The following is a 26805-nucleotide window of genomic DNA, read 5'->3' as shown; positions in this document are numbered from 1 at the left end:
TTCATGCCTACCGCCCCCGTCTCGTGTCGTCCCGATCTTATTGGTCTTAACGGCCGGCACCGGTCATCAATTCCCACCGACGACGCGCAGATGCGACCGCTTCCGGTCGGGCACGTCGTCGGAGACCTCGGCAACCTTGCCCTTGTGGTTGCCCTCTTCGAAGGCGCGCAGGGCCGCCCGGCCGCGGCCGAGCCGCGACATGAGGGTACCGATGGGAATGCCGAGCACGGCCGCCGCGTCGGCATAGGCCATGCCCTCGAGGGTCACGAGATGGAGCGCGGCGCGCTGCTCCTCCGGCAGGCTCTCGAACGCCTTGCGGATCTGCATGAGCCGCACCTGCCCCTCTTGGGCGGGCGGAGCCATCTCGTCGGAGAGCTGCACCAGCACGTCGGCGTGACGCGCCTCGACCCGCTTGCGACGCTGCTCGTCGATGAAGACGTTGTGCAGCACCGTCATCATCCAGGTGCGCAGATTGGTGTCGGGTCGCAGGTTCGCACGCGATTCGAGGGCGCGAACCATGGTGTCGTGGACGAGGTCATCCGCCTTGAGCGAATCCCTCGTCAGCGACCGGGCGTAGCGCCGCAAGGGCACCAGCAGGTCGACGATTTCGGAGCGTTTCGAGCGCATTCTGTCGGCCACCATATTCCGTTGACGGCTGACCCGCGCCTTTAATCCGCCGATCCGACCTTTTTCCGAAAAAACCCGCGTGCCCGGTCCGGTGCGGGGGATGCGGCAGGGCTTCCCGCGACCGGACGGGGGCGCTGGGCAGAGGCCCAACCTGCGAAAAGGGGCTCCCGACGCGAACAGCCCGGATCGGATGAGATCCGGTCCGGGCTGCTGGCATGATTGGTCTCGGCCGTTCGGTCGGACGAAGGGGATCAGTTCCCCTCGTCGCCCGGCTCGAACACCTCCGGCTGGGTCGAGGCGGCGCTGGCGACCGGAGTCGGCGCCTCGATGGTCGAGGGCACGTTCACGCCGTCGCGCTTGTAGATGTCGTCGCGGAACTGCACCGTGCCGTCCGGGGTCGCCCAGGCGGTGATGTAGGTCCAGTAGACCGGCACGGGCTGGGTCATCCGCGCGTCGATGCGCTGGCCGCTCTCCACCGCGCGCTCGACCGCGTTGCGGTCCCAGCCGGGCGTGTCCTTCAGCAGCCACGTGATGTACTCGCGCACGTTCTGCACGCGCACGCAGCCCGAGGAGATGAAGCGGAAATCGTCGCCGAACACGCCGCGGGAATTGGTGTCGTGCATGAACACGCCGTGCGGGTTCGGGATGTTGATGCGCACGACGCCCATCGAGTTGAAGTCGGCGCCCGAATCCTGACGGTAGGTGTAGCGGGTGCCCTCGTCCGAGTTCCAGTTCACGGAGCGCGGCGAGATCTCCTGGCCGCCCGAGAGGATGCGGATCTTGTTGTCCGTGAGGTAGTTCGGATCCTTCTGCATCTTCGGGATCAGGTCCTTCCTCACGATCGAGGCCGGGACCGTCCAGGTCGGGTTGAAATTGATCTCGACCGCCTTGGCATTCATGATCGGCGACTGGCGGTCGATCTTGCCCACGCCCGCGGCGTGCAGCGTCACGACCTGGCCGTTCTCCACCGTCTGCACCAGGGCGGCGGGGATGTTGGTGATGACGAAGCGCCGGCCGAGATCGCCCGAATAGGAGCGCAGGCGGATCACGTTGGTCTCGAGCTGGCGCAGGCGCACGTCGGCGGGCACGTTCATCGCCGCCTGGGTCGCCGGGCTCATCTGGCCGGTCTGGGACAGGCCGTGGCGGGCCTGGAAGCGCTTCACGCCGGCCGCGACGTAGGAATCGTAGGTGCCCGCGCCGCCGGCATTGGCGTCGAGGTCGCCCGTCACGATCAGGCGCTGACGCACCGCCGCGACCGCGGGACCGCGGGAGCCGATGCGCAGGCCGGCCGCGCCGGAGACCGGCTGCCAGCCGCCGCGAGAGACGATGGAGCGGTACTTCTCGACCATCGCCTCGGTCGCCGCGATCGTGTCGGGCGAGAGGATCGGCGTCGAGGAGCGGTGCACCTGCATGGTGGAGGGGGCGGCGTAGTCCTGCGCCCACTCGGCCTGGGCGAAGCCGGCCTCGCGCGCGAGCGCCGGGCCGGCGAGCAGCGTGCCCGCCGTCAGGACGGCGGCGAGGGAGCGGGCGAAGGGTCGGGGGTGGCGCGCGGTCTGCAGCATCGATCCGGGGCTCTGGACTGAGGGTGCGGTCGGTCGGATCCGGCGAGACGCTAAGGTTTTACGAAACCAAGTCTCGGCCAAGTCCTCGTGCCGCCGTTGTTGCGGTCTCGTGGTTAAGAAGCCATGCCGTTCCGGGCCATATTGTGGCGTGCGGGTGCGGCGGCGCACGCTCCGTCGGTTCGGGCGGCGCGTCGGCCGAGCCGCCGGGTGCGGTCGCGTGGCGCCGGCCGGGGGCCTACCGCGGCGGCGCAAAGGGTCGTAAGGCTCGATCCATGCCGACCACACGCCGCGACCGGACCGCGCGAGGGCCGCGCCGCGCGCGGGCGCTCACGGCCGTGGTCGCGCTCTACGCGCTGATGCTCCAGGCGCTGCTCGGCAGCATCGCGGCCCTGCCGGTCGAGGGCGCGTCCGGCATCCTCTGCGTCGGCGAGGCGGAGGGAGCCTGGAGTGCGTCCGAACATGTCACCCCGCCGGACCATCGGCCGGCGCCCGATGCGCACCACCCGGCCGGCTGCTGCACGGCCGCGAGCCATGCCCCCGCGACCGGGCTCCCTCCCCCTGCTGCGGGCAGCCTCGCGTGGCCCGAGCGGAGGGCCGGCCCCGCCGGCCGGATCGACCGGACCCTGACGGCCGCCCGGCCGCCGCCCTTCACCCTCGCCCATGCCCGGGCCCCGCCGGCCGCCTGACTCGTCCGCTCTCCCCGCGACCCCGAAGTCAGACACCGGAGCCCGCTATGATGCTCGCACACCCACTCCGCCTCGCCCTGCCGCTCGCCCTGATCGCGCCCGGCCTCGTCTCGGCCCTCGTCTCCTCCGCCGCGGCCCACGCCGTGCTGGAGCGCAAGGAGGCCTCGCCCAACGCCGCCTACCGCGGGGTCGTGCAGATCATGCACGGCTGCGACGGCCGCCCGACCACCCGCGTCAGCGTCACGATCCCCGAGGGCGTCACCGGCGCCAAGCCCATGCCGAAGCCCGGTTGGGAGATCGCCACGGTGAAGTCGGCCTATGCCCGGCCCTATCCCTCGTTTCACGGACAGGTTTCGGAGGGCGTGACCCGGATCACCTGGTGCGGCGGAAGCCTGCCCGACGATCAGGTCGACGAGTTCACCTTCTTCGCCCGCGTCTCGGACGCCTTCGCCCCCGGCGCGACGATCTACTTCCCCGTCGAGCAGGACTGCACGGAGGGAAGCTATCGCTGGAGCGAGATTCCGGCGGAAGGACAGGGCGTGCAGGCGCTGAAGTCGCCGGCCCCGGCCGTGCGGATCGTTGCCGCCAAGGCGCCCGAGAAGGCATCCCCCGCTGCGAAGGCCGGAGCGGTCGCGATCGAGGCACCCTGGATCCGGGCGACGCCGGGCGGGGCGAAGGTCGCCGGCGGCTACGTCACCCTGCGCAACACGGGCACCGATCCCGACCGGCTGACCGCCGCCGCGATTCCCGGGGCCGGCCGGGCCGAGATCCACTCGATGTCGATGGAGGGCGGCGTGATGAAGATGGCCCCCGTCGAGGGCGGCCTCGCCCTTCCCGCGGGGGAGACCGTGGCGCTCAAGCCCGGCGGCTACCATCTGATGTTCCTCGACCTGAAGGACGGGTTAAAGGCCGGCGAGACCGTCGCCGGCTCCCTGACCTTCGAGCGGGCCGGCACGGTGCCGGTGACCTTCACGGTCGCGCCGATCGGCGCCCAGGGTCCTGGGGGCGCCCCGGCTCCCGGCAGAGAGGGTGCCGGCGCACCCGAAGCCGGCGGGCACGCACACCACCACTGACGAGCCCCGCGGCGGAGCGTCCGCTCCGGGCACTCCGCCGCCGCACGCCGGCGCCGCCCTGCGGGGCCGGCGCGCACCCGATCCCGGCGCCGCGGGCGCCCTGCCCCATCCTCGTTCGTGCGGAGACACGATCATGCGCTCCATCGCTCTTCCTGCCGCCCTCCTGCTGGCCCTCGGCCTCGCCGCGGCCGGTCCGGCCAAAGCCCACGACTACAGCGCCGGCCCGCTCAAGCTCGGCCACCCCTGGTCGCGCGCCACGCCCGGCGGGGCGAAGGTCGCCGGGGGCTACGTCACGGTCACGAATACGGGCAGCGATCCCGACCGCCTGACCGGCGGTTCGATCGAGGCGGCCGGCCGGACCGAACTGCACACCATGTCGATGGAGGGCGGCGTGATGAAGATGGCGCCGCTGCCCAACGGCCTCGAGGTCGCGCCCGGCAAGACCGTGACGCTCGCCCCCAGCGGCCACCACCTGATGTTCATGGACCTCAAGCGGCCGCTCAAGCAGGGCGAGCGGGTGAAGGGCACGCTGACCTTCGAGCGGGCCGGCGCCGTCCCCGTGGAGTTCGCCGTCGAGAGCCTGGCGGCCAAGGAGCCGGGCAAGGGGCCGGGTAAGGAGAAAGCTTCCGGGCACGACCATTCGGGGCACGACCATGGCCACTGAACCCCGGCCGCCCGCCCCCGCCGCGCAGCGGGGGGGCACCCTGATCCTCGTCGCCTTCGCGCTGGCGCTGGTCGGCATCGTGGGCGCGACGGTCGCCTTCCTGCCGCGGGGCGAGCGGCCGCCGGCGATGTCGGTGGTGGGCGGCCCGTTCCGGCTCGAATCCTCGAAGGGCGGCACGGTCGATTCGCGGGCGCTGAAGGGCAAGCCCTTCCTCGTCTTCTTCGGCTTCACCCAGTGCCCGAACGTCTGCCCGACGACGCTGGCCGACCTCGGCACCCTGCTCGACGAATTCGGGGCGCAGGGGGGCGAGATCCAAGCCTACTACATCACCCTGGACCCCGAGCGGGACACGGCGGCCGTGATGCGCGAGTACATGGCCTCGTTCAGCGAGCGGATCACCGGGCTCACGGGCACGAAGGAGGCGATCGACGCGGTGATCCGCGACTACCGCGCCTTCGTGAAGCGGGTGCCGCTGCCGGGCGGCGACTACACCCTGGAGCACACGCTCATGGTCTACATGATGGACCGCGACGGGGGCTTCGCCGGACCGCTCGACCTGAGCGCGGGCCACCCGCTCGCCCTCAAGCAACTCCGCAAGCTGGTCTCCGACGGCCGCAGCACCTGACGGCCGTCGCGCCCGGTCGGCTCGGGCTCCCTCCCCGTCATCGCGAGCGTGAGCGAAGCGATCCAGGCGCGCGACCCTTCCGGATGATGCGGAGCGCTGGAGGGCTTCGCCTCGCCATGACGGGGAGGCGTCGAGCCGTGGGGCGAAGCCGCTCGGGATCGCGAGCCTGCCGGAAGAGGCTTTCGCATCGTCCGAACCCGCGGGCCTCGGTTCGGGAAAAAGCGCCGTCCCCGATGTCACGTCTTATTGACGGCCCGCCAAGCTGAGCCGTAGGTGGCGGACATGCGTGGGCGCTTGCCGGGATGGTCCGCTTGCCGCGCGGTCATCGCCGTGGCCGTGCTGTACGCGCTCGCCCTGCAGGTCGTACTCGGCGCCGCCGCGCTCGCCGGAAGCCTCGGCCCCGACCGGGCCCTCGTCCACGTCCTCTGCGCGCCCGACGCGAAGGCCGGCGACCCCTCCGCGCCGCACCCGGCGCACGGCCACCTGCCCTGCTGCCAGGCCGCGCACGTCCTTCCGAGCCTCGACGTTCCCGAGGCCGCCCACGCCCTCGTCGCGTGGCCGCGGGAGCGGATGGTCCGGGTCGCGTGGCGGCCCGAAATCGTCGCCGCCCCGCGCGCGCCGCCCGGCATCCGCGCCAGTGCACGCGCCCCGCCCGTCGTCTGATCGATCGCCCTCCCCCGATCCTTCAGACAACGGACCCTTCGCCATGCCTTCCCCTCAACGGGCCGTGCCGCGCGCCGCCCTGTCCGCGAGCCTGCTCGCCTCCACCCTGACCCTGTCCGCCCCCGCGCTCGCTCAGGCCGAGAGCGCGGCCACCCTGTCCGAGATCAGCGTCTCCGGCTCCGGCCGCTCCCCCGCTTCTGGCGAGGCGGTCGGCTCGCTCACCGTTCCGAGCGTGGCCGCGCAGCGGGCGGCGGTGAACGCCACCGTCGGCTCGGTCGCCTTCGTGGACGCCGCGGATTTCCGCGACCGCTACGCCAACACCGTGCGCGACGTGCTGAAAGACGTGCCCGGCGTGTTCGTGCAGGAGCGCTACGGCCAGGAGATGCGCCTCTCGATCCGCGGCTCCGGCATCGCCCGCGGCTTCCACGTGCGGGGCATCGAGCTGTTGCAGGACGGCATCCCGCTCAACCTCGCCGACGGCAGCGGCGACTTCTACCAGATCGATCCGCTCTCGCTCCGCTCCGTCGAGGTCTACAAGGGCGGCAACGCGCTGACCTTCGGCGCCACAACGCTCGGCGGCGCGGTCAACTTCGTGACGCCGACCGCCTACACCGCGTTCAGCCCGAACGTCGTGCGGATCGACGGCGGCAGCTTCAACACGATCCGGGAGCACTTCCAACTCTCGCGGATCTCAGGACCGGCCGACTTCCTGATTTCGGGCACCGCGACCAATTCCGACGGATTCCGCGATCACGAGACCCAGCGCACGCGCAACGTCAACGCCAATCTCGGCTATCAACTCGCGCCCGGCGTCGAGACGCGGTTCTATCTCGGCTTCTACGACACGGACCAGAAGCTGCCCGGGTCGCTTTCGCTGATCGACGCGCTGAACAATCCCCGCATCGCCAACCCGGCGGCGATCACCGGCAACCAGTCGCGCAAGGTGACGACGGAGCGGATCGCCAACCGCACCTCGTTCGCGCTGGAGGTGGGACGCCTCGACATCGATTCCTGGGCGATCCACAAGAACCTCTACCACCCGATCTTCCAGGTGATCGACCAGGACGGCTGGACCTACGGCGTCGCCCCGCGCTGGGCCGGGACATTCGATCTCGGCGGATACCGCAACGACCTGATCCTCGGCCTGCGGGCCTTTGCCGGCATCAACGAGGCGCGGCAATTCGTGAACGTGGCGGGGCTTCGCGGCGCGCAGACGCTGAATGCGCGCCAGAGCGCCTCGAACTACGAGGCCTATGCCGAGAACCGGTTCTAGTTCCGGCCCGACATGGCGCTGATGACCGGGGCCAAACTGTTCTCCTCCAACCGCACGTTCAGCAACAGGGGCGGCCTGCCGGCAAGCCCCACCGCGCGCTTTGCCAACGTGACCTATGAGGGCGTCAACCCGAAGCTCGGCCTGCTGTGGCAGCCGCTGCCGGAGATCCAGGTCTTCGCCGACGTCACCCGCTCGCGCGACGTGCCCGACTTCTCCGACCTTGCGCAGACGAACACGCTCGGCACCACCTTCGTGCCGCTGGCGGCCCAGCGTGCCTGGACCTACGAAGCGGGCTCGCGCGGGCGGATCGACCGGCTGGCCTGGGACGTGACGCTCTACCGGGCGGAGGTGCGCGACGCGCTGATCAACTTCACGCCCAATCCGGGCCTGAACATCCCGGCAGCGACCTTCAACGCCCCGCGTACCCGCCACCAGGGCGTCGAAGCCGCGGTGACGCTCGACCTCGCCGAGGACCTGACCGGCCGCGGCGACCGGCTCGCGCTGACGCAGATCTGGACCCACAACGATTTCCGCTTCGTGGGCGACCCGGTCTTCGGCAACAACCGCATTGCGGGCGTGCCGCGGGACCTGCTGCGTACGGTGCTGAGCTACCGGCACCCGAGCGGCTTCCATGTCGCACCCGCGCTCGATTGGGTGCCGCAGGGCGCCTTCGCCGATCACGCCAACACCCTGAAGGTGCCGGGCTACGCGCTCATCGGCGTCCAGGCGGGAATCGACTTCGCCAACGGCGTCTCGCTGTTCATGGATGCGCGCAACCTCACGGACGAGCGCTTCGTCTCCGACATCGCGGTGGTGACCAATGCCGCGACCGTGGCGGGCGGGCCGGTGGCCTTCTTCCCGGGCAGCGGCCGCAGCGTGTTCGGAGGCGTGCGGGCCTCGTTCTGACGAGACGGCTCAGCGCTCGTTGGTGAGATCCTTGATCCGCGCCGCGAGCGCTTCCATCGGGAAGGGCTTGGCCAGCACCATCATCCCGGGCTCCAGGTGGCCGTTGCCGATGACGCTGTTCTCGGCATAGCCCGTGACGAACAGGACCTTCAGGCCCGGGCGCCGCTCGCGCCCGGCATCCGCCATCTGACGCCCGTTCATGCCCCCAGGCAGGCCGACATCGGTGACGAGCAGGTCGATGCGCACGTCCGATTGCAGGATCTTCAGGCCCGCCCCGCTGTCGGCGGCCTCGATCGCGCTGTAGCCGAGGTCTTCCAGAACCTCCGTCACCAGCATGCGCACGGAGGGCTCGTCGTCGACGATCAGCACCGTCTCGCCCTGTTCGGCCCGCGCGACCTCCGTGAGCTTCAGGGCGAGGTCGTCGCCGTCGGCCTCGCCGTAATGGCGCGGCATGTAGAGGCACACGGTGGTGCCCTGGCCGACCTCCGAGTAGATCCGCACCTGCCCGCCCGATTGCTGCGCGAATCCGTGGATCATCGACAGGCCCAGCCCCGTGCCCTGACCGATGGGCTTGGTGGTGAAGAAGGGCTCGAACACCCGCGCGATCACCTCGGGCGGCATGCCCGTGCCCGTATCCGTCACGCAGAGCGAGAGGTACTGCCCCTCGGGCACCTCGTGCTTGATGGCGGCGGGCCGATCGAGCCACTTGTTGGCGGTCTCGATGGTGATGCGCCCGCCCCTGGGCATGGCATCGCGGGCGTTGATGCACAGGTTCAGCAGCGCGTTCTCGAGCTGGCCCGGGTCGATCAGCGCGGGCCACAGGCCGGCGGCCCCGACCACCTCCAGGGAGATTTCCGGCCCGATCGTGCGCCGGATCAGTTCCTCCATCCCGCCGATGAGCGCGTTCACGTTGGTGGGCTTGGGCGTGAGGGTCTGGCGGCGGGAGAAGGCGAGCAGGCGGTGGGTCAGCGCGGCGGCGCGCTTGGCCGCCCCCTGCGCCACCGCCATGTAGCGTTCGAGGTCGCCGTAGCGGCCCTGGCTCATCCGCGCCTGCATCAGTTCCAGCGAGCCGGAAATGCCGGCGAGCAGGTTGTTGAAGTCGTGCGCGAGGCCCCCGGTCAGCTGGCCGACCGCCTCCATCTTCTGCGACTGGCGCAGGGCCTCCTCGGCCTGGGCGAGCGCCTCGGCCTGGGCCTTCTCGGCGGTGATGTCACGCCCGATCGCGTAGGTGACGTCGCCCGCCGGGGCGGCCACCCAGGAGATCCAGCGCACGGAGCCGTCCCGGTGGCGGTAACGGTTGACGATCCGGGGCGAGCCCCCTTCCGCCGCCTCGTGATAGGCATCGACGGTCTCGTCGTGATCGTCGGGCACCACGAACGCGTTGACGTGACGGCCGACAAGCTCCTCCGGAGGGTAGCCGAGCATCTTCGTCCAGGCCGGGTTCACGCGCCGGAACACGCCCGAAAAATCGATCACCAGGAGGAGATCGGGCGAGGTGTCCCACAGGGTGTTCAGCTCCAGCGTCCGTTCCTGGACCTGCTGCTCCAGCGTGTCGTTGAGCCGGCGCAGTTCCTCCTCGGCACGCTTGCGGGCGGTCACGTCGTTGAAGAAGATGGCGATCTGCCGCTCGCTCGGCTCGCCGACCCGGATGGCGCGCACGTCGAACCAGCGCTCGAAGGCGCTGGCGTAGCTCTCGAAATTGGCCGGCTCCCCGGTCCAGGCGACCCGGCCGTAGGTCTCGAACCAGAAGGCTTCCAGGTCCGGCGCGAACTCGGTCACCCATTTTCCGCGCAGATTGACGCCGGCCTGCCGCTCGAAGGCGGGGTTGGCCTCGAGGAAGCGGTAATCCACCGGCCGGTCCTCGGCGTCGAACTTCACCTCCACGATGGCGAAGGCCGTCTCGACCGTCTCCAGAAGGAACTTGAAACGGTCCCGGCTTTCGCGCAGGCGGGCGCCTGCCTCCCGCTGGCGCGTGCGGTCGCGGAGGATCTTGACGAAGCCCTGATGGCTCCCGGCCTCGCCGCGCAGGGGCATCAACTCGCCCGAGCCCCAGAACCGGCTCCCGTCGCGGCGCAGATGCCAGCGCTCGTCGATCGCCCGGCCCTCGGCCAGCGCCAGACGCATCTCGTCGCGAATGCGGTCGGCCTCCCGGTCCTCGGGCGTGAAGAGACGGTCGCAGGGGGTGCCGAGGATCTCGTCGCGGTGCCAGCCGAAGATGGTCTGCGCCCCCGCGTTCCAATCGGTGATAGCGCCGTTGCGATCGGTCACGATGACGGCGAAATCGACGGCGCTCTCAAGCACATGGCCAAGGTCACGCGGCGCGGGCATAGCTCCGTGTAGCCGCTGATTCGGCAAAAGTGAGGTCTCCGCGGGCAGCCCGGTCGCATGAGCAAACGCCCCACGCCGCACCGGTATCCCACCGCCCCGCGTCCGTCGTCGGCTCTCGAAGCCGCCGCGCCGGGAGGATTAACGACGGATTTCCGATCCCGATAAAACTCGCCTTAACCCTCCCGGGCCCAGGATCGTCCCTCGCACGATGTCCGCGTCCCCGCGCGGAGATCGACCTCGCTCAAGCGCCGCGCGGGTCCTGGATGGTTCGTGCCGCTCGGTGGAGCGGAGGCGGATCAGGCCCCTCGGCGCCGGACGGGAGACGCCCCGTGACGAAGCCGGCCACCGAGACCAAACCGACGGCGGAGAAGGCCGCATCGCTGAGCCCCAGCGTGCGGCGCCATCTCGGCAAGAACCTGCGCAGCCACTTCGCCGACTGCCTGACCGAGCCGGTGGGCGAGCGCCTCGAAGCGCTCATCGCCAGCCTGGGCAAGCCCCGGGGGTGAACGCCCGCTCAGGGTCTCGACAACGCAGGCGTAGACGACGGAAGACCCCGGCCGCCTCGCAGCGGCCGGGGTCTTCGTTTCGATGGCGCGTGAATCGGCGGCGCGGATCGCTCAGTCGAGGGCGACGGCGACCAGGGAGAACAGGCCGGCCAGCAGCAGGTTGCAGGCGATGAGGACGAGGACCGTCATGGGTTCGCTTCGCGACTGAGGGGACGAGGGAAGGCAGGCGGGCAGAGCGGCGGAACCGCCGGTTCAGGCAGGTCTAGCCGGGGAAGCTTGACGAAGTGCTCATCCCCCGCGATTGCGGCGCCGGCGCGGCCCGGCAGGCCAAAAATCGATGCGGGGAGGTCACAGCCTCTTCTCTCCACCGCCGCGCTTGAACCGCAGCTGAACCGCAGCGTCGGCGCCACGCCCGCTGCGTCGATGCGGCGGCAACGTCAGATTCGGCGCCCCGGCGGCCGCAGGGTCGCAATATCGTCAAGATTAAGTTAAGGCATTCAGGCTCGCGACGTCCCGTTTTGAGACAGGACACGGCCATGATCTCCTTGAGCGATACCCTGATGACCGCTGCCAGCCTCCTCGGCCTCGGCGCGGCCACGCCCTCCCTGCGCAACGCGGTCCAGGCCGCGCCCTTCCGCGACCTTACCGACGAGGACGATCCGCCGCTCGATCGGGGAAGGTTTGTCTCCCCGGAGCCGGAAGCCGCCGACGATCCCTTCTTTCTTGCGGTCGCCGACGCCCTGCGAGAGGCAGGCTACCTGGATTCCTGAAAAAGCGCTCGGTAAGCCTGCCCGATCCGGCGCCCGTGCGGGCGCGCAGCGACAAGGCCGCCGCCCCCGATGTCCGCCTCTTCCGCCGTCTCCCCCGACGTGCTCGCCGCGGTCGGCGGCACGCCCCTGATCCGGCTGCGCCGCGCCTCGGAAGAGACCGGGTGCACCATCCTCGGCAAGGCCGAGTTCCTGAATCCCGGCCTCTCGGTGAAGGACCGGGCGGCGCTCTCCATCGTACGGGACGCCGAGCGACGCGGGCTGATCCGGCCGGGCGGCACCATCGTCGAGGGCACGGCGGGCAATACCGGCATCGGGCTCGCCCTGGTGGCCGCGGTGCGCGGCTACCGCACGGTGATCGTGATCCCCGAGACGCAATCGGCGGAGAAGAAGGAGACGCTGCGGCTGGCCGGCGCCCGCCTCGTCGAGGTGCCCGCCGTGCCCTTCGCCAACCCGAACAACTACGTCCACGCCGCCCGCCGCCTCGCCGAGCGCCTGGCGCAGACGGAGGAGGCGGGCGCCTTCTTCGCCGACCAGTTCGACAACATTGCCAACCGGCAGGCGCATATCGAGGGCACCGGCCCGGAGATCTTCGCGCAGACCGGCGGGGCGGTGGACGGCTTCGTCTGCGCCGCGGGCACCGGCGGCACGCTCGCCGGGGTGGCGGAGGCGCTGCGGGCGCGCAAGGCCGGCATCCGGATCGCCCTGTCCGACCCCGAAGGCTCGGCGCTGCACGCCCACTACACCACCGGCACGCTCAAGGCCGAGGGCTCCTCGATCACGGAGGGCATCGGCCAGGGCCGGGTGACGCGGAACCTCGAAGGGTTCACGCCCGATCACGCGTTCAGGATTCCGGACACGGAGGCCCTGGACATCATCTTCCGCCTGATGCGCGAGGAGGGCCTCTCGCTCGGCGGCTCGTCGGGCATCAACGTGGCGGGCGCGATCCGGCTCGCCCGGGAGCTGGGACCCGGCCACACCGTCGTGACCATCCTCTGCGACGGGGCGGCGCGCTACGCCTCGAAGCTGTTCAACCCCGCCTTCCTGAACGAGCGCGGCCTGCCGGTGCCCGCATGGCTCGGCGAGAGCGGCGGCGCCCTGCCGGACTGGCGGGCCTGAGGCTCGGCCTCCCTCGGGATCGGACTTCGGGATCGGGGCTGCGCCGGCTGAACGAAATCGCGGCCGTGAGCGTTGCCGGTGACGCTCAGGCAAAGGGGTCTGGGCGGACCGGAGAGGCTTCCGCCGATGACCGTCACCACCATCCTCCTCATCCTGCTGATCCTGTTGCTGTTCGGCGGCGGCAACTTCTACGGCGGCGGACGCTTTCGCGGCCCCGGTTTCGGCCTCGGCGGCCTCCTGCTCATCATCCTGATCGTGCTGCTCGTCACGCACCGGATCTGACGCACACCCGCCGCATCGGCCGCCCTCACCGCTCGCAGGTGATCGCCACGATCGCGCCCAGATGGGGCGCCGCCGCGGTGCCCAAGGTGGTCGCGTCGGGGCCCTTCCCCCCACTCGTCCCGGCCGGTGCCGGGGCGGCGGGCACGCCGCTCTCCGCCAGGAAGGCGGCGACCGCCCGGGCCGGCACGGTGGCGTAGCGGGTCGGCGGCATCACCCCCGCGATCAGGCGGGGCGCGGTCGGAAACCGGGCGACGAGCCCGACGAGCCGGCCGGCCCGATCGAGCACCGGCGCACCGCCCGCGCCGGGCTGAAGGGGCGCGAACAAGCCCTGCGCGTCGGCGGTAGCGGGCGCGACGCCGGCGCCGCCCCGGGTCTGGGCGCCCAGCACCAGCAGCGCCTCGCCCGGAGCCGCGGGGTCCGCACGCAGGGGCGGCGCCGACCCGCCCCGTACCGCCCCTTCGGCCCGCAGCAACGCGAGGCTCCCCGTCGCGTCGCGGCGCTCGACGCTGGCAGCCGCTCCGCCGATGCGGGGCGCGGCACAGGCTTCGAGGCTCGCGGCCGATGTCAGCACCCGTCCACCGCCGAGACTCAGGCCTGTCGCGGCGACCCGGATCTCGGAGATTGCCGCCGGAAGCGAGGGCGGCGCGGCCATGCCGGGCCGCGTGGCCGGGCTCGCGGCGGCCACGGCCGGGGCGGGCGCGGTTCTCGGCGCGTCCGGCTTGGGTGCGTCCGGCTTGGGTGCGTCCGGTTTGGGCCCCTCCTGCCCGCCCCCCTCTTCGGGAAACGGCATGAAGCTGTTGGCCACCGCGATGACGAGGCGCTCGACGCTGCCCGCCAGCGCCCTGTCGTAGCCGAGGGTGAAGCCGCGGATGCCCTGAGGGCCTTCGGCGTAGCGGATATAGGAGCGCCCGCCCGCGGTCTCGGCAGTGATGACGATGAAGTCCGGCTTCTTCAGCTTGTAGGTGACCTTGCGGGCCGGCATCGCGGCGGTGGCCCGCTCGAACAGGGCGTCGAGGCTGGTCTCCCCTTGGGGGAACGACTTGGTGTCGAGGGTGACGCGGCCATCGGCGCTCTGCCAGCGGGTGCCGCCGGGGAGCGCGCTCTTCCTCGGCAGGAGCGCTTCCGGCACGCCGACCACCGCGCCGCTCGCCGGATCGGCCTGGACCCTGAACCGCGCCGCCCGGCGGGCCTCCTCGGCCTCGCGCTTGAGCGCGATACGCTCGGGCGGCGTGAGCAGGCCGGTCGGGGCGGCGCCGGTGCGGGTCTGGTAGGTCTGGATGCCTTCGAAGCTGCGCTTGCCGAAGGTGCCGGTGGTCACGCCGTTATAATCGCCGGTCCAGACGAGCGCGTCCTGCAGGCCCCGCCGCTCCGCCTCGGGCAGGGCCTCGAAGGCTGCCCGCGCCGCCTCGAAGGCGGGGTCGGGCGCGGGCGGGGCTGGGGCGGCCGGCTTCGGCCGGGCCGGGGGAACCGTCGCCTGGGGCGATGGCACTTGCGCGAGTGCACCCGTCGCGAGTCCGGCGGCGAGCAGAGCCGGCATGCCGCCGCGAAGAGCCTTCATCCGTCCCGTCCCCGCCGTCCGAATCAGTGCGCGGGCGATGATGCCAGCCGGGATGCGCCCCCTACAAGTCGCGGCCGACCGCCTGCATGCGTGATCGTCATCGCCGCAGGGCGACGGCTTCGATGGACGGATCGGCCCCAGGTCACAGCTCTGGCGCAGGGTTTCGAGGCAATCGGAAGGGCACGGCCTTGCTGCAGATCGGATGGTACGGCGCGGCGGCGCGCTGCTTCTCCTCGCCGGCGTCGCCCTGATCTGCCTCTTCTGAGGTCCCGCTTCGCCGATGGCTCGGCGCAAGCGTTGCGGCCGGCGCGGCAAGTGATAGCGTGCCGGCCGCGGACGCCCCTGCTTCGGGCGCACCGGCCGGAGGAGACGAGCACATGTCCCAAGGCAACCGTCTCGGGCACCTCGGTGCAGTCCTGATCGGCACGATGCTGCTCGGTGTTCCCGCCCTGGCCCAGGCTCCGCGCCCGACCGCGCCCCCGACCGCGCCACCGAGATCGGCGACCGCGCCGGTCGCGAAAACCTTCGTGCGCGAGGCGCTGGCGAGCGCGGGTGTCCGGCTCGAGACCGCGCTCAAAAGCGAAGCGCCCCCCGGCACCAAGACCGCTGTGCAGTGGCGCCGCCAAGCGGAGGTGGCGGCCAACAGCGAGGGCGGGGAGCCCGACGCCGAACTCGACGCCTATGCCGCCGCCGTCGCGGCCGACCCGAACGATCCCCGCAACTGGCTCGATTACGCCCGCGCCGCGAACGCGGCAGGCAACGACGAGGAGCGCGCCGACTATTCCGCCCGGTTCAAGCTGAAGGGCCGCGCGAGCGCCGCCGCCTACCAGGGCTATCTGCGCGCGAAGAACCCGGCGGACGAGGCCCGCGCCCTGGCCCGGCTCGGCGAGATCCAGGCGGCTCAGTCCGAGTGGCGGCCGGCGCTGGAGGCCTACCGGGCAAGCCTCGCGATCCGGGACGAGGCCCAGACCCGCGCGGCCTACGAGAAGCTGCGGGAGGAGCACGGCTTCCGCATCCTCGACTACAAGGTCGATTCGGACGCCGCCGCGCCGCGGGTCTGCTTCACCTTCTCCGAAAGCCTCGTTCCGAAGACCGATTACGCGCCCTACCTCGCCGTCTCCGGCGCGGCCAACGCCGCCGTCACGGCGGAAGGCTCCCAGGTCTGCGTCGATGGGCTCAAGCATTCCGAGCGCTACGCCTTCGTCGTGCGCCAGGGCCTGCCCTCTTCGGTCGGCGAGAATCTGCTGAAATCGGCCGATTACGAGGTCTACGTTCGCGACCGCTCGCCCCAGGTGCGCTTCACCGGGCGCAACTACGTCCTGCCGCGCACCGGACAGGCCGGTGTGCCGCTGGTCTCGGTCAACGCCGACAAGCTCGATGTCGAGGTGCTGCGCATCGGCGACCGCGGCCTGCTGCCCGCGCTTCGCTCGGAGGACTTCCTGAGCCAGCTCAGCGGCTCGACGGCCAGAACCATCGCCGACCAGAAGGGCCAGCGCGTCTGGAAGGGCACCCTCGACACGGCCAAGGCCGAGACCAACCGCGAGGCGGTGACCGCCTTCCCCGTGCTCCAGGCGGTCGGAAAGCTGGAGCCCGGCCTCTACCTGATGCTGGCCAAGCCCACCGGCACCACGGATTCGTCCGAGGACGAGTACGGCGGCTACGAGAGCCAAGCGACGCAGTGGTTCGTCGTCTCCGATCTCGGGCTGACCGCCTTCAAGGGCCGCGACGGCGTGCATGTCTTCGCCCGCTCGCTCGCCAGCGCCAAGACCGTCTCCGGCGCCGAGATCCGGCTCATCGCCCGCAACAACGACGTGCTGGCGACCGCCAAGACCGACGGTCAGGGCCACGCCGCCTTCCCAGCCGGACTCGCCCGCGGCGAGGGTGGGCTGGCGCCCGGCCTCGTGGTGGCGCAGGTCGGCGACGATTACGGCTTCCTCGATCTGGCGCTCGGCGCCTTCGACTTGTCCGACCGCGGGGTGAAGGGCCGCCCGGCGCCCGGCGGCGCGGAGGCCTACCTGTTCCCCGAACGCGGCGTCTACCGCTCCGGCGAGACGGTGCAGCTCACCGCGCTTCTCCGCGATCCGCAGGGGGCGGCGGTGGCCGGCCTGCCGCTGACGCTGGTGGTGAAGCGGCCAGACGGCGTCGAGTATCGCCGCGCGGCGGTCGCCGACGAGGGGCTCGGCGGGCGCTCGCTCTCCCTGCCGCTGATGGCGGGCGCGATGCACGGCACGTGGCGGGTCTCGGCCTATACCGACCCGAAGGCGCCGCCGGTCGGCGAGGCGAGCTGGCTCGTCGAGGATTATGTCCCCGAGCGGCTGGAGGTGAGCCTCACCCCGAAGACGCCGACCCTCACCCGCGGCGAGGCCGCGACCATCGACGTCGCCGCGCGCTACCTCTACGGCGCGCCGGGCTCGGGGCTCGACGTCTCGGGTTCGGTCGCGGTGCAGGCGGCGGCCAATTCCGGCATCAAGGGGCTCGATGGCTTCTCGATCGGCCTCGACGACGAGGCGGTGGAGGCGACGACCGCCGAGATCGACGCCAAGGCCACCACCGACGCGCGGGGGCATGCCAGCCTGACCGTGCCGGTGCAGGAGGTGGCCGCCCCCCGCGCGTTGGAGGCCAAGATCACCCTCGCCGTTGGCGAGCCCGGCGGCCGGGGCTTGAGCCGCAGCGTGACCCTGCCGATCCTGCCGGTCCGGCCCGTGCTGGCGATCCGCAAGAATTTCGGCGGCGATCTTGCCGAGAACGCGACCGCGACCTTCGACGTGGTTATGGCCGCGCCCGACGGGCGGCGTCTGACACAGGACGGCGTGACTTGGACGCTCTCGAAGGTGGATCGGACCTATCAATGGTACCGCGCCGACGGGCGCTGGAGCTTCGAGCCGGTCAAATCCAGCCGCCGCATCGCCGATGGGCGCGTGGCGACCACCGCCGACGCACCCGCGCGCATCGCCGTGCCGGTGGGCTTCGGCCAGTACCGCTTGGAGGCGAGCGTGCCGGGCCAGCCGCAGGCGGCGGCGAGCGTGTCCTTCACCGTCGGCTGGGGCGGCTCCGAGAGCGCCGACGTGCCCGATCTCCTCGATCTCACCCTCGACAAGGGCGCCTACGCGGCCGGCGAGCGGCTGCGCGCCCGGCTCGCGCCGAAATTCGCCGGCACGGCGACGCTCGCCATCGTCAGCGACCGGGTCCACGAGATCCGTGACGTGACGGTCGCGGAGGGCGGCACCAGTGTCGACATTCCGGTCAAGGCGGAATGGGGCGCGGGCGCCTACCTCGTCGCCACCGCCTACCGGCCGCTCGACCAAGCGGCCAAGCGGATGCCGGGCCGGGCGCTCGGGGTGGCGTGGTTCTCCGTCGACAAGGAGAAGCGCGGCCTCTCCGTCGCGATCGAGGCGCCGGAGAAGGTCCGCCCCCGCGGCACGCTGACCGTGCCGGTGAAGCTGGCGGGCCTCAGCCCCGGCGAGGAGGCGCGGGTGACGCTGGCGGCGGTCGATGTCGGCATCCTCAACCTGACCCGCTACGAGGCGCCGAACCCGTTCGGCTACTTCTTCGGCCAGAAGGCGCTCGGCCCCGAGATTCGCGACCTCTGGGGCTACCTGATCGACGGCATGCAAGGCACGCTCGGCGCGATCCGCTCCGGCGGCGACGGCGGCGCGGCGGAACTCGCCGACGCCCCCCCGACCCAGGCCCCGCTCGCGCTCTATTCGGGCGTGGTCACGGTCGGCGCCGACGGCACGGCCAGGATCCCGCTGGAGCTGCCCGCCTTCAACGGCACCGCCCGGCTGATGGCGACGGCCTGGACCAAGACCCGGGTAGGACAGGCCCAGGCCGACGTGATCGTGCGCGATCCCGTCGTGCTCACCGGCACCCTGCCGCGCTTCCTCAATGTCGGTGACCGCTCGCGCTTCTTCGTCGCCCTCGACAATGTCGAGGGGGCGGCCGGCGATTACACCGTCGATCTCGACCTCACCGGTCCCGTCGTGGTGGCGGGCGAGGCGGTGCGCTCCACCCTGCGCCTGGAGGCCGGCGCCAAGGGACAGCTCGTGATCCCGATCACCGCCGCCGGCCCCGGAACGGCACGGCTCGACCTGAGCCTGACCGGCCCCGGCATCCAGGGCAGCGCCGGCCAGTCCTTCGCGCTCGGAATCAATCCCGGTACCGGCGCCCTCGTGCGGCGCAATGTGCGCCCGCTGGAGCCCGGCGCCGGCCTCGACCTGACGCCGGATCTGCTCGCCGACATCCTGCCGGGCACCGGGGCGGTCTCGGTCTCGGCCAACCGCCTCGGGGGCATCGACGTCGCCGCCCTGCTGCAATCGCTCGACCGCTACCCCTACGGCTGCTCGGAGCAGATCGTCAGCCGGGCGATGCCGCTGCTCTACGTCAACGCGCTCGCGGCCGGCGAAAAGCTCGGGCTGGACGGGAAACTCGACGAGCGGGTGCGCGGGGCGATCGAGCGGGTGCTGGCGCGCCAGGATTCGAGCGGGGCTTTCGGCGCGTGGTCCACGGAGAATGCCGGCGACACGTGGCTGGCCGCCTACGTCACCGACTTCCTCACCCGCGCCCGCGAGCGGGGATTCGCCGTGCCGCAGACCGCCTTCAACAGCGCGCTCGACCGCCTGCGCAACACCGTGGCCAACACCACCAACGTTGAGAACGGCGGCATGTATCTGGCCTACGCGGCCTACGTGCTTGCCCGCAACGGCCGGCCGGTGATGGGCGATCTGCGCTACCTCGCGGACACCAAGCTCGCCGACTTCGCGACACCGCTCGGCCGCGGGCAGCTCGCCGCCGCGCTGGCCCTCCTCGGTGATCGCGGCCGCGCGCAGAAGGGCTTCGAGGCGGCGGTGCAGGCGCTCCAGGCCGAGCGCGACCGGGGCGCCTACCGCGCTGATTACGGCTCGCGCCTGCGCGACGGCGCCGCCCTGCTGGCGCTCTCGGCCGAGGCCGGGTTCTCCCAAGGAACACTCCAGCCGGTCGCCGCCGTGCTCGGACAGGAGCGGGCGGACGGCCGCTCCACCAGCACCCAGGAGAACGCCTGGATGGTGCTGGCCGCGCAGAGTCTCGCCAAGGAATCCGACAGCCTCGCGCTGACCATCGATGGCAAGACCGAGACCGGCCCGCTCTCCCGGCTCTACCGGGCGCCCGCCCTGGAGGCGCGGCCGGTGCGGATCGTCAATGCCGGCCGCGAGGCGGTGCCGGTCGCGATCGGCGTCCAGGGCAACCCGATCGCCCCGGAGCCGGCGGCCTCGCAGGGCTTCACGGTCGAGCGCAGTGTATACCGGCTCGACGGCAGCCCGGTGGATCTGGCCAAGCCGCTTCGCCAGAACGACCGCCTCGTCGTGGTGCTGAAGGTGACCGAGGCCAAGGCCAGCGCCGGACGCCTGCTGCTGGTCGACCGCCTGCCCGCGGGGCTCGAGATCGACAACCCGAAACTCCTCGACGCCGACGCGCTATCGGGGCTCAGCTTCGCCAAGAGCGAGGTGACCCCGGCCCATACCGAGTTCCGCGACGACCGCTTCGTGGCCGCCTACGACCGCACCCCGGAGCAATCGGCCTTCTTCTCGGCGGCCTATACCGTGCGCGTGGTCTCGCCCGGCAGCTACGTGCATCCGGGCGCGAGCGTGGAGGACATGTACCGCCCCGAGCGGTTCGGGCGCACCGCGTTCGGATCGGTCGAGGTGATTTCGGCGAAGTAGGACGATGGCCTCCGACGCCGCCTCCCCTCCCCCCTCCGCGGAGCAGGCGGGAGAGGGAAGCGCCCACTCCCGCCTGCTCCGCGGAGGGGGGAGGGTTCTAGTCGCCCTCTCCTTCTCCGTCGCGCTTCTTCTGACGGGCGCCCTCTGGCGCTACGCCACGACCCTCTCTCCCCTCGACCTGACCCAGGCTTCGCTCCGCTCCACCGTCATCCTCGACCGGAAGGGCCAGTTGCTGCGCCCCTTCGCCACCGCCGATGGGCGCTGGCGCCTGCCCGTCACCGCGGGCGCGATCGATCCGCGCTATCTCGCGATGCTCAAGGCCTACGAGGATCGCCGCTTCGACAGCCATCCCGGCATCGACCCGGCGGCGACGCTCCGTGCCGCGTGGCAATGGCTCGCCCATGGAAAAATCGTGTCGGGCGGCTCGACCCTGTCGATGCAGGTCGCCCGCCTCGTCGAGCCGCGGGCCGAGCGCTCGCTCCCCGCAAAACTCCGGCAGATGGTCCGCGCGGTCGAACTGGAGCGTACCCTCGGCAAATCGGGCGTGCTCGACCTCTATCTCGCGCTCGCCCCCTATGGCGGCCCGGTCGAGGGCGTGCGGGCGGCGAGCCTGGCTTATTTCGGCCGCGAGCCGGCTCGCCTGTCGTTTGCCGAGAGCGCGCTCCTCGTCGCCCTGCCGCAGGCGCCGGAGGCGCGCCGGCCCGACCGCTTCGCCGCCAACGCGCGGCGTGCCCGCGACCGCGTGCTCGACATCGCCGCCGAGCGCGGCGTGCTGACCGCCTCCGAAGCGCAGGGGGCCAAGGCCGAGCCGGTGCCGGTTGCGCGAAAACAATTCCCGATGCTCGCGGCCCATGCCGCCGAGCAGGCCCACGCCGCCGACGGCTCAGCGCGGGTGCAGCACCTGACGCTCGACGCGCGCCTTCAGGCAAGTCTCGAAACGCTGGCGGCCGAGCGCGCGGCGGCCGCCGGCCCGGCGCTCTCCGCCGCGATCCTCGTCCTCGACAACCGCACCGGCGCGGTGCTCGCCCATGTCGGCAGCGCCGGCTATCTCGACGCCGCCCGCGCCGGTGCCGTCGATGCCACCCAGGCGGTGCGCTCGCCGGGCTCGGCGCTCAAGCCCTTCATCTACGCGCTGGCCTTCGAGGACGGACTCGCCCATCCCGAAACCCTCCTCGACGACCGCCCGGCGCGCTTTTCCGCGAGCTACGCCCCGGAAAACTTCGACATGGGGTACCGCGGCACGGTCACGGCGCGGGTCGCGCTCCAGCAATCCCTCAACCTGCCCGCCGTCGATCTGCTCGACGCGGTCGGCGCCGCCCGCTTCGTCGCGCGGCTGCGGGGCGCGGGCGCGACGATCCTGCTGCCGCGCGACACCGCGCCGGGCCTGCCGGTGGCCCTCGGGGGCCTCGGCATCACGCTGGCCGACCTCGCCCGGCTCTATGCGGGGCTCGCCCGAGCGGGCAGCGTCCCGGCGCTGACCCGGCGCCTCGACGGCCCCGTCGCCGCGCCCGAGCCGGAGCGGCGGGTCGCCGATCCGGTCGCGGCCTGGTACGTCGCCGACATCTTGCGCGGCGCCCCGCCGCCGGAGAACGCGCTGCCCGGCCGGATCAGCTTCAAGACCGGCACCTCCTACGGCTACCGCGACGCCTGGGCGGTGGGCTTCGATGCCCGCGTGACCATCGCCGTCTGGATCGGCCGCCCCGACGGCGCATCGGTGCCGGGGCTTGTCGGGCGCAGCCACGCCGCCCCGATCCTGTTCGACGCCTTCGCCCGGTTCGGCGGCGAGCCGGAGGCCCTGCCCCGCCCCCGCGACGCCCTCGTCGTCGCCACCGCCGCCCTGCCCCCACCCCTGCGCCACATCCGTCGGGATGCGCCGAAAACCTTCGCGGCGACGCTCGGCATACCGCTCAAGATCGCCTACCCGCCGGACGGCGCCCGGGTCGATCTCGGTTTGAGCGAGGGCGCACAGGCCCGCCTTGCCCTCAAGGCACTGGGCGGCCAGCCGCCGCTGACCTGGATGGTCGACGGCCTACCCGTGGCCGAGGCGATGCGCCGGCAATCGGAATGGAGCCCGGAGGGCGCGGGCTTCGCTCGGATCTCGGTGATGGATGCGGCGGGCGCCAGCGACAGCGTGGTGGTGCGGCTGGAGTAGCCGAGCCGCTCTTGTGCGGGATCACACGTGACTCCGGCGCTGCGGACTTTAGCTCACCTCGCGCGAGGCAACGTCCTCCCCCGTCGTCCATTCTTCGCGATGGGGTCCAAGTCCGGGACGGCCCGGCTCATGCGCCCCATGAGGTTGCCGTGGCCTGGATCGTTCTCGTCGTCGCCGGTTTGCTGGAGGTCGTCTGGGCCTTCTCGATGAAGCAGTCGGAGGGGTTCTCGCGCCTCTGGCCCAGCGTGGTCACCCTCGTCACCATGGGCTTGAGCTTCGCCTGCCTCGCCTGGGCGATGCGCAGCCTGCCCCTCGGCACCGCCTACACGATCTGGACCGGCATCGGTGCCGTCGGCGCCTTCATCGTCGGCATCGCGTTCCTGGGCGAGGCGATGAACGCCACCCGCATCCTGGCGGCCCTGCTGATCGTCAGCGGGCTCGTGCTGATGAAGCTGTCGAGCACCGCGTGACGGCTCAGGCCGTCCCCTCCCCGCAGCCGGGAAACACCGCGAACACATCCTCGCGCACCCGGTCGAGAAGGCGCCGGTAGGCCGGCTCGCAGGCCATGCCGGCGGTGATGCGCCCGTACTCCGCGGTCTCGGCCAGCGCCCCGCGCTCCGGCACCAGGGCGAGCGGGGTCGCCGCCGGGGTAAGCTGCGTGCCGCGGCCGGAGAACAGGGTCGTCAGGATGCCGAACATCTCGCCCTGGATCGTCGGGCGACCGAGCACGGCGAGCCGGTACTGCCCCTGGAAGTTGGTGACGAGATAGATCTGGCCCGATTGGTTCGGCACCGAGACGGTGCCGGATTGCGCGAACGGCGCGTCGAGCCGCTCCGCCTCCCGGAAGACGAGCCGGGCGCTCTCGGCATCCCAGGCGATCTCGGTGCGGTAGGCGAAGATCGCTCCCGCCTGCCCGAAGGAGGGGCGCAGCGTCAGGTAGCGCCCGGTCAGGAAGGCGACCGCCTCGCGGGTGTAGGAGCCGAACTCCTCCGGCGCGTGGCGGGCCTTCTCCGGGGCTGCGACCGGCGGCGCGGGGGCCTGCATCCTCAGGGGAAGGCCCAGCGCCTCTTCCAGGCGCAGGGTGGTGGCCAGGGTGAAGGGCCGGCGACCGGAGAGCGCCTTCTCGAGGGTCGAGATGCTAATGCGGGCCGCGTCCGCAAGCGCCTGCCGCGACATCCGGCGGCGGGCGAGGGCCTCGCGCACGGCGTCCGCGATGGCGCGGCTCTGCCCGGCGGGCAGCTCGGTCTCGGGGTGATCGGTCTCGATCAGCGACATCGCGTGCGGTTCCGGACGGATCCGCACACAACCGCACAAGCGAGGGAGGCGTCAAGGCTCGGCGGTTTCGTCGAGCACCGCCTCCACCAGCAGCCGCTCCGGTCCCGGCGTCACCGCGTCGAGCGGCCAGCAGGTGGCGAGGACGAGGTGGCGGCCCGGCGCCTGCGGGTCGAGGCCGGAGGCGTCCCAGCGCACGACTCGGCGTCCGGTGACGCGGAAGCGAAGGCTGCGGCCGTCGCGGCGCTCCACCGTGATCGCGTCCCCGACCGCGAGCCGGCCGAGGCTGCGGAACTGCGTGTCGCGGTGGGCGGCGTAGACCGCCGTTCCCGGCTCGCCCGCCTCCGGCGTGCCCTCGACATGGCCGGGCCCGAAGGCCAGAGCCTGCCCGCTCGATCCGGCGAGCACCACGTAGCGCTCGCCGAGCCGCGGGAAGCCGATGCGGGCGACCGGAATCGTGTCGGCCCAGGGCCAGGGACGCATCGATGCGCCCTCGGCCAGGGTGCTGACGAAGGCGCGCTCCAGGAGCACCTGCGCCAGGGCGGCCTTGGCCGGAATCCAGGCGGCCTGCGCCAGCAGGACGAAGCCTACCGCGACCAGCAGGAGGGCCGACAGGGGGACCGGCAAGGAGACCGGCAAGGAGACTGGAAGAGCGGCGAGGCCCCTCCGGCCGGCGCGCCGCGGCGCGGCGCCCCGATTCGTGCTCCCGCTCACGCCGCGACCCGACGGTGGTGGAGGGAGAGGAGAAGGCCGAGCGCCAGCAGCAGCGCCCCGAGCCAAGCGCGGATCTCGAAATCCGTCGCGGTCTGCGGCAAGGCGACAGGGGCGGCGGCGGCCAGTTGGGTCGCCGGGCTCGCGGCGCGGCGCTGGCGCGGCGGCGCGGGAAGCGGCTGAGCCTCCCCCTCGCCGAATACGCCGGCAAAGTCCCAGCCGGCCGGCAGGTTGAGCGGAAGATCGGTGCTGACGAGCCGGGCCCCGTCCGGGCGGCGCGGCGTGGCATCGATCGCCACCAGGGAGGTCAGGCGCGTCGTCAGCCCGTGGTCGAGGGCGAGCCTCAGGATCGCCGCGTCGGCGGCCTCGGCCGTGAGCCGGCCGGTCAGGCGCGCCGTCTCGGCCTCGGCGATCTTCGCCCGCGCCCAGAGCTTGCCGATGCCGGCCCCGTCCTGCGCCGCTTCGAGGGAGAGCACCGTCCGCCAGGGCTGGTCGCCGATCCGCCCGGTGAGGGTCAGGGTGCCGCGGGCCTGACTCATCCGGGCCGAGAGAGTGAGCGGCTCGCCGTGGTAGAGGTCGGGCAGGCGGGCGGGCGTCGCATCGACGCCGGGCTCGGAGAAGGTCGCGGTCAGGTCGGTGACGGCCGGGCTTTCCAGCTTCAGCAGCAGCGCGCGCATCCGCTCGCTCACCTGATCGGGCGAGCCGATCTGGGTGAAGCTGCCGCGGCCGAGCTCCGCGGCATGGCTCATCAGGTAGCCGTTCGGGGCCGAGCCGATGCCCACCATGAACAGTCGCGAGCGCCCGCGCTCCGTCGCGATGGCCGAGAAGATCTGCGCCTCGTTGCCGATGGCACCGTCGGTGAGGAACACGATCTGACGCAGGCGCCCCGTCTCCTCCGGCGTCGCGTCCCGCAGGGCGGCCTTGAGCGGCGCCAGCATCTCCGTGCCGCCGCTCGCCTCCAGCCCCGCCACGAAGCTCTTGGCGCGAGCGAGATAGCGCTCCTCGGCGGGCACCAGATCGGAGAACAGCGTGTCGAAGCTGTGATCGAAGCGGATCACGTTGAAGCGGTCGCCCGCGCCCAATCGGTCGAGGCCGATGAGCAGGCTCGCCTTGGCCTGCCGCATCGAGGCGCCGCCCATGGAGCCCGAATTGTCGATCACGAAGACCACGTCGCGAGGCATCCGCACGGCGGCAGCCGCCTGCGGCGGCGTCACGAGCGCCAGCACCGCCTCCCCTTCGGCGACCCGCTCGCGGAACAGGCCCAATGCGGGCGCGACGCCGGGCATCGCCGTCCAGGTGAGCTCGAAATCCCGGTCGGCCGCGGTGGCGCCGTCGGCAAGGGTGATGCGGCGCTCGGCCTGCGACGGCTCCTCGACGCGGATGGCGTGGGTGGCACTGCGCACGGCGCCCAGCGGGAAGCCAGCCTTGAGCTCGATGGACAGCGTGAGCGGGTTGACCGGGCCGTGGCGGGCCGGATCGAGCACGGGTGCGGCGATCTTGTCGCGATCCGGTACGGGGTCCGAGCCGGTCTCGGCGGTCGACCGCTCGACGGCAAGCGTCAGGGCCGGCGGGGCCGGGCTGTAGCGCGGGGCCGCGACGGTCGGCAGGTGTAAGGAATAGGTGCCGGCCGATTGCCGGACCGGCTGCTGGTATTCGATCTGCACCAGCACGGTCTCGCCGGGGCCGATATTGGCGACCGCGTTGGTGAACAGGTTGGGTCGCTGTTGCTCGGTCAGCGCCGCGGCCTTGCCCTCCGCCTTGGCGGCCTCGTAGGCGCGGCGGGCGGCCTGCCGCTCGCGGATGCCGGCGACGATGACCCGGTCGCCGACAACGAGCTTCATCGTATCGACGGCCGCATCCTCCGGCAGCGGAAAGAGGTAGGTGCCCTCGACCCACTCGCTCGTGGTGTTGCGGAAGGCCTGGGTGATGGTCGCCCGCGCAGTGGGGCCGCTGACCGTGATCGTCGCGTCCGCCCGCAGGCGGGGCGCCTCGACGGGGGCAGCGCCCTCGGAGCGGAGCAGCAGCGTGCCGCTGCCCTCGGCGCGGGCCGGCTGGAGGCCCGCGAGCAGCGCCAGGAGCACGGCGATCACCGGGCCGATCAGGAGGTTGCGCGGCAGGCCCGGGGCCGAGGGCGGAACGGTTCGGTGGGAGGATGGACGGATCGCGAGCATGAGGAGCCTCCTTGGGATCGGGCGCCGGCCGGGGCCGGCCTTCCTCCAAGCTCCACCGGCAGCGCCTCCGCCGCCACGGGACGCTTCGCCCTCCTTCGGCCCCGCTCCGCACCAGACGCGGCTCCGCGTTGCGGAAAGCGGCGCACTCGGCTGCCCACGGTGAC

General features: G+C 72.0%; 19 protein-coding genes and 1 pseudogene. 13 read left to right on the top strand and 7 right to left on the bottom strand.

Annotated features, from left to right (window positions below):
- Positions 1–66: 66 nt before the first annotated feature.
- Positions 67–627, bottom strand: a complete 561-nt coding sequence (locus BY998_RS05530; protein WP_110350610.1) for a sigma-70 family RNA polymerase sigma factor — start codon at positions 625–627, stop codon at positions 67–69.
- A gap of 251 nt (positions 628–878) precedes the next feature.
- Positions 879–2189, bottom strand: coding sequence for a L,D-transpeptidase family protein (locus BY998_RS05525; protein WP_110350609.1), 1311 nt, complete (start codon positions 2187–2189; stop codon positions 879–881).
- 272 nt (positions 2190–2461) lie between these two features.
- Here BY998_RS05525 and BY998_RS05520 point away from each other — a divergent pair, with 272 nt between their 5' ends.
- From BY998_RS05520 to BY998_RS05495, 6 genes and pseudogenes are all read left to right on the top strand, one after another.
- Complete coding sequence (locus BY998_RS05520; RefSeq protein ID WP_110350608.1) at positions 2462–2875, top strand: hypothetical protein; 414 nt, start codon at positions 2462–2464, stop codon at positions 2873–2875.
- A 47-nt stretch (positions 2876–2922) separates the two neighbouring features.
- The gene (locus BY998_RS05515; protein WP_110350607.1) at positions 2923–3948 is read left to right on the top strand and encodes a DUF1775 domain-containing protein; all 1026 of its coding nucleotides are present in this window, start codon (positions 2923–2925) and stop codon (positions 3946–3948) included.
- A 133-nt stretch (positions 3949–4081) separates the two neighbouring features.
- Entirely contained in the window at positions 4082–4612 is a 531-nt protein-coding gene (locus BY998_RS05510; RefSeq protein WP_110350606.1) for a copper chaperone PCu(A)C, read from the top strand.
- Entirely contained in the window at positions 4602–5237 is a 636-nt protein-coding gene (locus BY998_RS05505) for an SCO family protein (protein WP_110350605.1), read from the top strand. The genes BY998_RS05510 and BY998_RS05505 overlap by 11 nt, the downstream gene beginning before the upstream one ends.
- A gap of 282 nt (positions 5238–5519) precedes the next feature.
- Positions 5520–5900 (top strand): hypothetical protein, encoded by a 381-nt coding sequence (locus tag BY998_RS05500; RefSeq protein WP_110350648.1) that lies wholly within the window; start codon positions 5520–5522, stop codon positions 5898–5900.
- A gap of 43 nt (positions 5901–5943) precedes the next feature.
- A pseudogene (locus BY998_RS05495) lies at positions 5944–8079 on the top strand (TonB-dependent receptor).
- A 9-nt stretch (positions 8080–8088) separates the two neighbouring features.
- Here BY998_RS05495 and BY998_RS05490 read toward each other — a convergent pair.
- Complete coding sequence (locus BY998_RS05490) at positions 8089–10407, bottom strand: PAS domain S-box protein (RefSeq protein ID WP_110350604.1); 2319 nt, start codon at positions 10405–10407, stop codon at positions 8089–8091.
- Between the two features lie 329 nt (positions 10408–10736).
- Here BY998_RS05490 and BY998_RS24230 point away from each other — a divergent pair, with 329 nt between their 5' ends.
- The 4 genes from BY998_RS24230 (at position 10737) to BY998_RS05475 (ending at position 13081) form a co-directional block, all read left to right on the top strand.
- Positions 10737–10913 carry a hypothetical protein gene (locus tag BY998_RS24230; RefSeq protein WP_181425435.1) on the top strand — a complete coding sequence of 59 codons (177 nt, stop codon included), beginning with the start codon at positions 10737–10739 and terminating at the stop codon, positions 10911–10913.
- A 536-nt stretch (positions 10914–11449) separates the two neighbouring features.
- A complete protein-coding gene (locus BY998_RS05485) occupies positions 11450–11683 on the top strand; it encodes a hypothetical protein (protein ID WP_110350603.1) in 234 nt (77 codons plus the stop codon).
- 69 nt (positions 11684–11752) lie between these two features.
- Positions 11753–12799: a cysteine synthase A gene (locus BY998_RS05480; RefSeq protein WP_110350602.1), complete on the top strand. Its 1047-nt coding sequence runs from the start codon at positions 11753–11755 to the stop codon at positions 12797–12799.
- Positions 12800–12925: 126 nt separating this feature from the next.
- Positions 12926–13081 carry a DUF3309 family protein gene (locus BY998_RS05475; protein WP_110350601.1) on the top strand — a complete coding sequence of 52 codons (156 nt, stop codon included), beginning with the start codon at positions 12926–12928 and terminating at the stop codon, positions 13079–13081.
- Between the two features lie 25 nt (positions 13082–13106).
- On the opposite strand, the gene BY998_RS05470 is transcribed toward BY998_RS05475, so the two are convergent.
- Complete coding sequence (locus BY998_RS05470; RefSeq protein ID WP_110350600.1) at positions 13107–14639, bottom strand: trypsin-like peptidase domain-containing protein; 1533 nt, start codon at positions 14637–14639, stop codon at positions 13107–13109.
- Between the two features lie 377 nt (positions 14640–15016).
- On the opposite strand from BY998_RS05470, the gene BY998_RS05465 reads away from it, so the two are divergent.
- The 3 genes from BY998_RS05465 (at position 15017) to sugE (ending at position 22957) form a co-directional block, all read left to right on the top strand.
- On the top strand, positions 15017–20335 hold the full coding sequence (locus BY998_RS05465; RefSeq protein ID WP_110350599.1) for an alpha-2-macroglobulin: 5319 nt from the start codon (positions 15017–15019) through the stop codon (positions 20333–20335).
- 4 nt (positions 20336–20339) lie between these two features.
- Positions 20340–22487, top strand: a complete 2148-nt coding sequence (pbpC, locus tag BY998_RS05460) for a penicillin-binding protein 1C (protein ID WP_110350598.1) — start codon at positions 20340–20342, stop codon at positions 22485–22487.
- A 149-nt stretch (positions 22488–22636) separates the two neighbouring features.
- Positions 22637–22957: a quaternary ammonium compound efflux SMR transporter SugE gene (sugE, locus tag BY998_RS05455; protein ID WP_110350597.1), complete on the top strand. Its 321-nt coding sequence runs from the start codon at positions 22637–22639 to the stop codon at positions 22955–22957.
- A 4-nt stretch (positions 22958–22961) separates the two neighbouring features.
- On the opposite strand, the gene BY998_RS05450 is transcribed toward sugE, so the two are convergent.
- The 3 genes from BY998_RS05450 to BY998_RS05440 are packed head-to-tail and all read right to left on the bottom strand — an operon-like array spanning position 22962 to position 26641.
- On the bottom strand, positions 22962–23762 hold the full coding sequence (locus BY998_RS05450) for a helix-turn-helix transcriptional regulator (RefSeq protein ID WP_110350596.1): 801 nt from the start codon (positions 23760–23762) through the stop codon (positions 22962–22964).
- 51 nt (positions 23763–23813) lie between these two features.
- Positions 23814–24473: a class GN sortase gene (locus tag BY998_RS05445; protein WP_110350595.1), complete on the bottom strand. Its 660-nt coding sequence runs from the start codon at positions 24471–24473 to the stop codon at positions 23814–23816.
- Complete coding sequence (locus BY998_RS05440) at positions 24470–26641, bottom strand: marine proteobacterial sortase target protein (protein ID WP_110350594.1); 2172 nt, start codon at positions 26639–26641, stop codon at positions 24470–24472. Before BY998_RS05440 ends, BY998_RS05445 begins: the two co-directional genes overlap by 4 nt.
- Between the last annotated feature and the right edge of the window lie 164 nt (positions 26642–26805).

This window comes from Methylobacterium sp. B4, assembly GCF_003201865.1.
Classification (GTDB): Bacteria; Pseudomonadota; Alphaproteobacteria; order Rhizobiales; family Beijerinckiaceae; genus Methylobacterium.
Note: the sequence above shows the minus strand (reverse complement) of the source record. Positions and strands in the feature narration are given on the sequence as shown.

Bases quoted from the DNA above. Each gene is read 5' to 3' on its own strand.
- BY998_RS05530 (WP_110350610.1), bottom strand. From the start codon at position 627: ATGCGCTCGAAACGCTCCGAAATCGTCGACCTGCTGGTGCCCTTGCGG.
- BY998_RS05525 (WP_110350609.1), bottom strand. From the start codon at position 2,189: ATGCTGCAGACCGCGCGCCACCCCCGACCCTTCGCCCGCTCCCTCGCC.
- BY998_RS05520 (WP_110350608.1), top strand. From the start codon at position 2,462: ATGCCGACCACACGCCGCGACCGGACCGCGCGAGGGCCGCGCCGCGCG.
- BY998_RS05515 (WP_110350607.1), top strand. From the start codon at position 2,923: ATGATGCTCGCACACCCACTCCGCCTCGCCCTGCCGCTCGCCCTGATC.
- BY998_RS05510 (WP_110350606.1), top strand. From the start codon at position 4,082: ATGCGCTCCATCGCTCTTCCTGCCGCCCTCCTGCTGGCCCTCGGCCTC.
- BY998_RS05505 (WP_110350605.1), top strand. From the start codon at position 4,602: ATGGCCACTGAACCCCGGCCGCCCGCCCCCGCCGCGCAGCGGGGGGGC.
- BY998_RS05500 (WP_110350648.1), top strand. From the start codon at position 5,520: ATGCGTGGGCGCTTGCCGGGATGGTCCGCTTGCCGCGCGGTCATCGCC.
- BY998_RS05490 (WP_110350604.1), bottom strand. From the start codon at position 10,407: ATGCCCGCGCCGCGTGACCTTGGCCATGTGCTTGAGAGCGCCGTCGAT.
- BY998_RS05485 (WP_110350603.1), top strand. From the start codon at position 11,450: ATGATCTCCTTGAGCGATACCCTGATGACCGCTGCCAGCCTCCTCGGC.
- BY998_RS05480 (WP_110350602.1), top strand. From the start codon at position 11,753: ATGTCCGCCTCTTCCGCCGTCTCCCCCGACGTGCTCGCCGCGGTCGGC.
- BY998_RS05475 (WP_110350601.1), top strand. From the start codon at position 12,926: ATGACCGTCACCACCATCCTCCTCATCCTGCTGATCCTGTTGCTGTTC.
- BY998_RS05470 (WP_110350600.1), bottom strand. From the start codon at position 14,639: ATGAAGGCTCTTCGCGGCGGCATGCCGGCTCTGCTCGCCGCCGGACTC.
- BY998_RS05465 (WP_110350599.1), top strand. From the start codon at position 15,017: ATGTCCCAAGGCAACCGTCTCGGGCACCTCGGTGCAGTCCTGATCGGC.
- pbpC (WP_110350598.1), top strand. From the start codon at position 20,340: ATGGCCTCCGACGCCGCCTCCCCTCCCCCCTCCGCGGAGCAGGCGGGA.
- BY998_RS05450 (WP_110350596.1), bottom strand. From the start codon at position 23,762: ATGTCGCTGATCGAGACCGATCACCCCGAGACCGAGCTGCCCGCCGGG.
- BY998_RS05440 (WP_110350594.1), bottom strand. From the start codon at position 26,641: ATGCTCGCGATCCGTCCATCCTCCCACCGAACCGTTCCGCCCTCGGCC.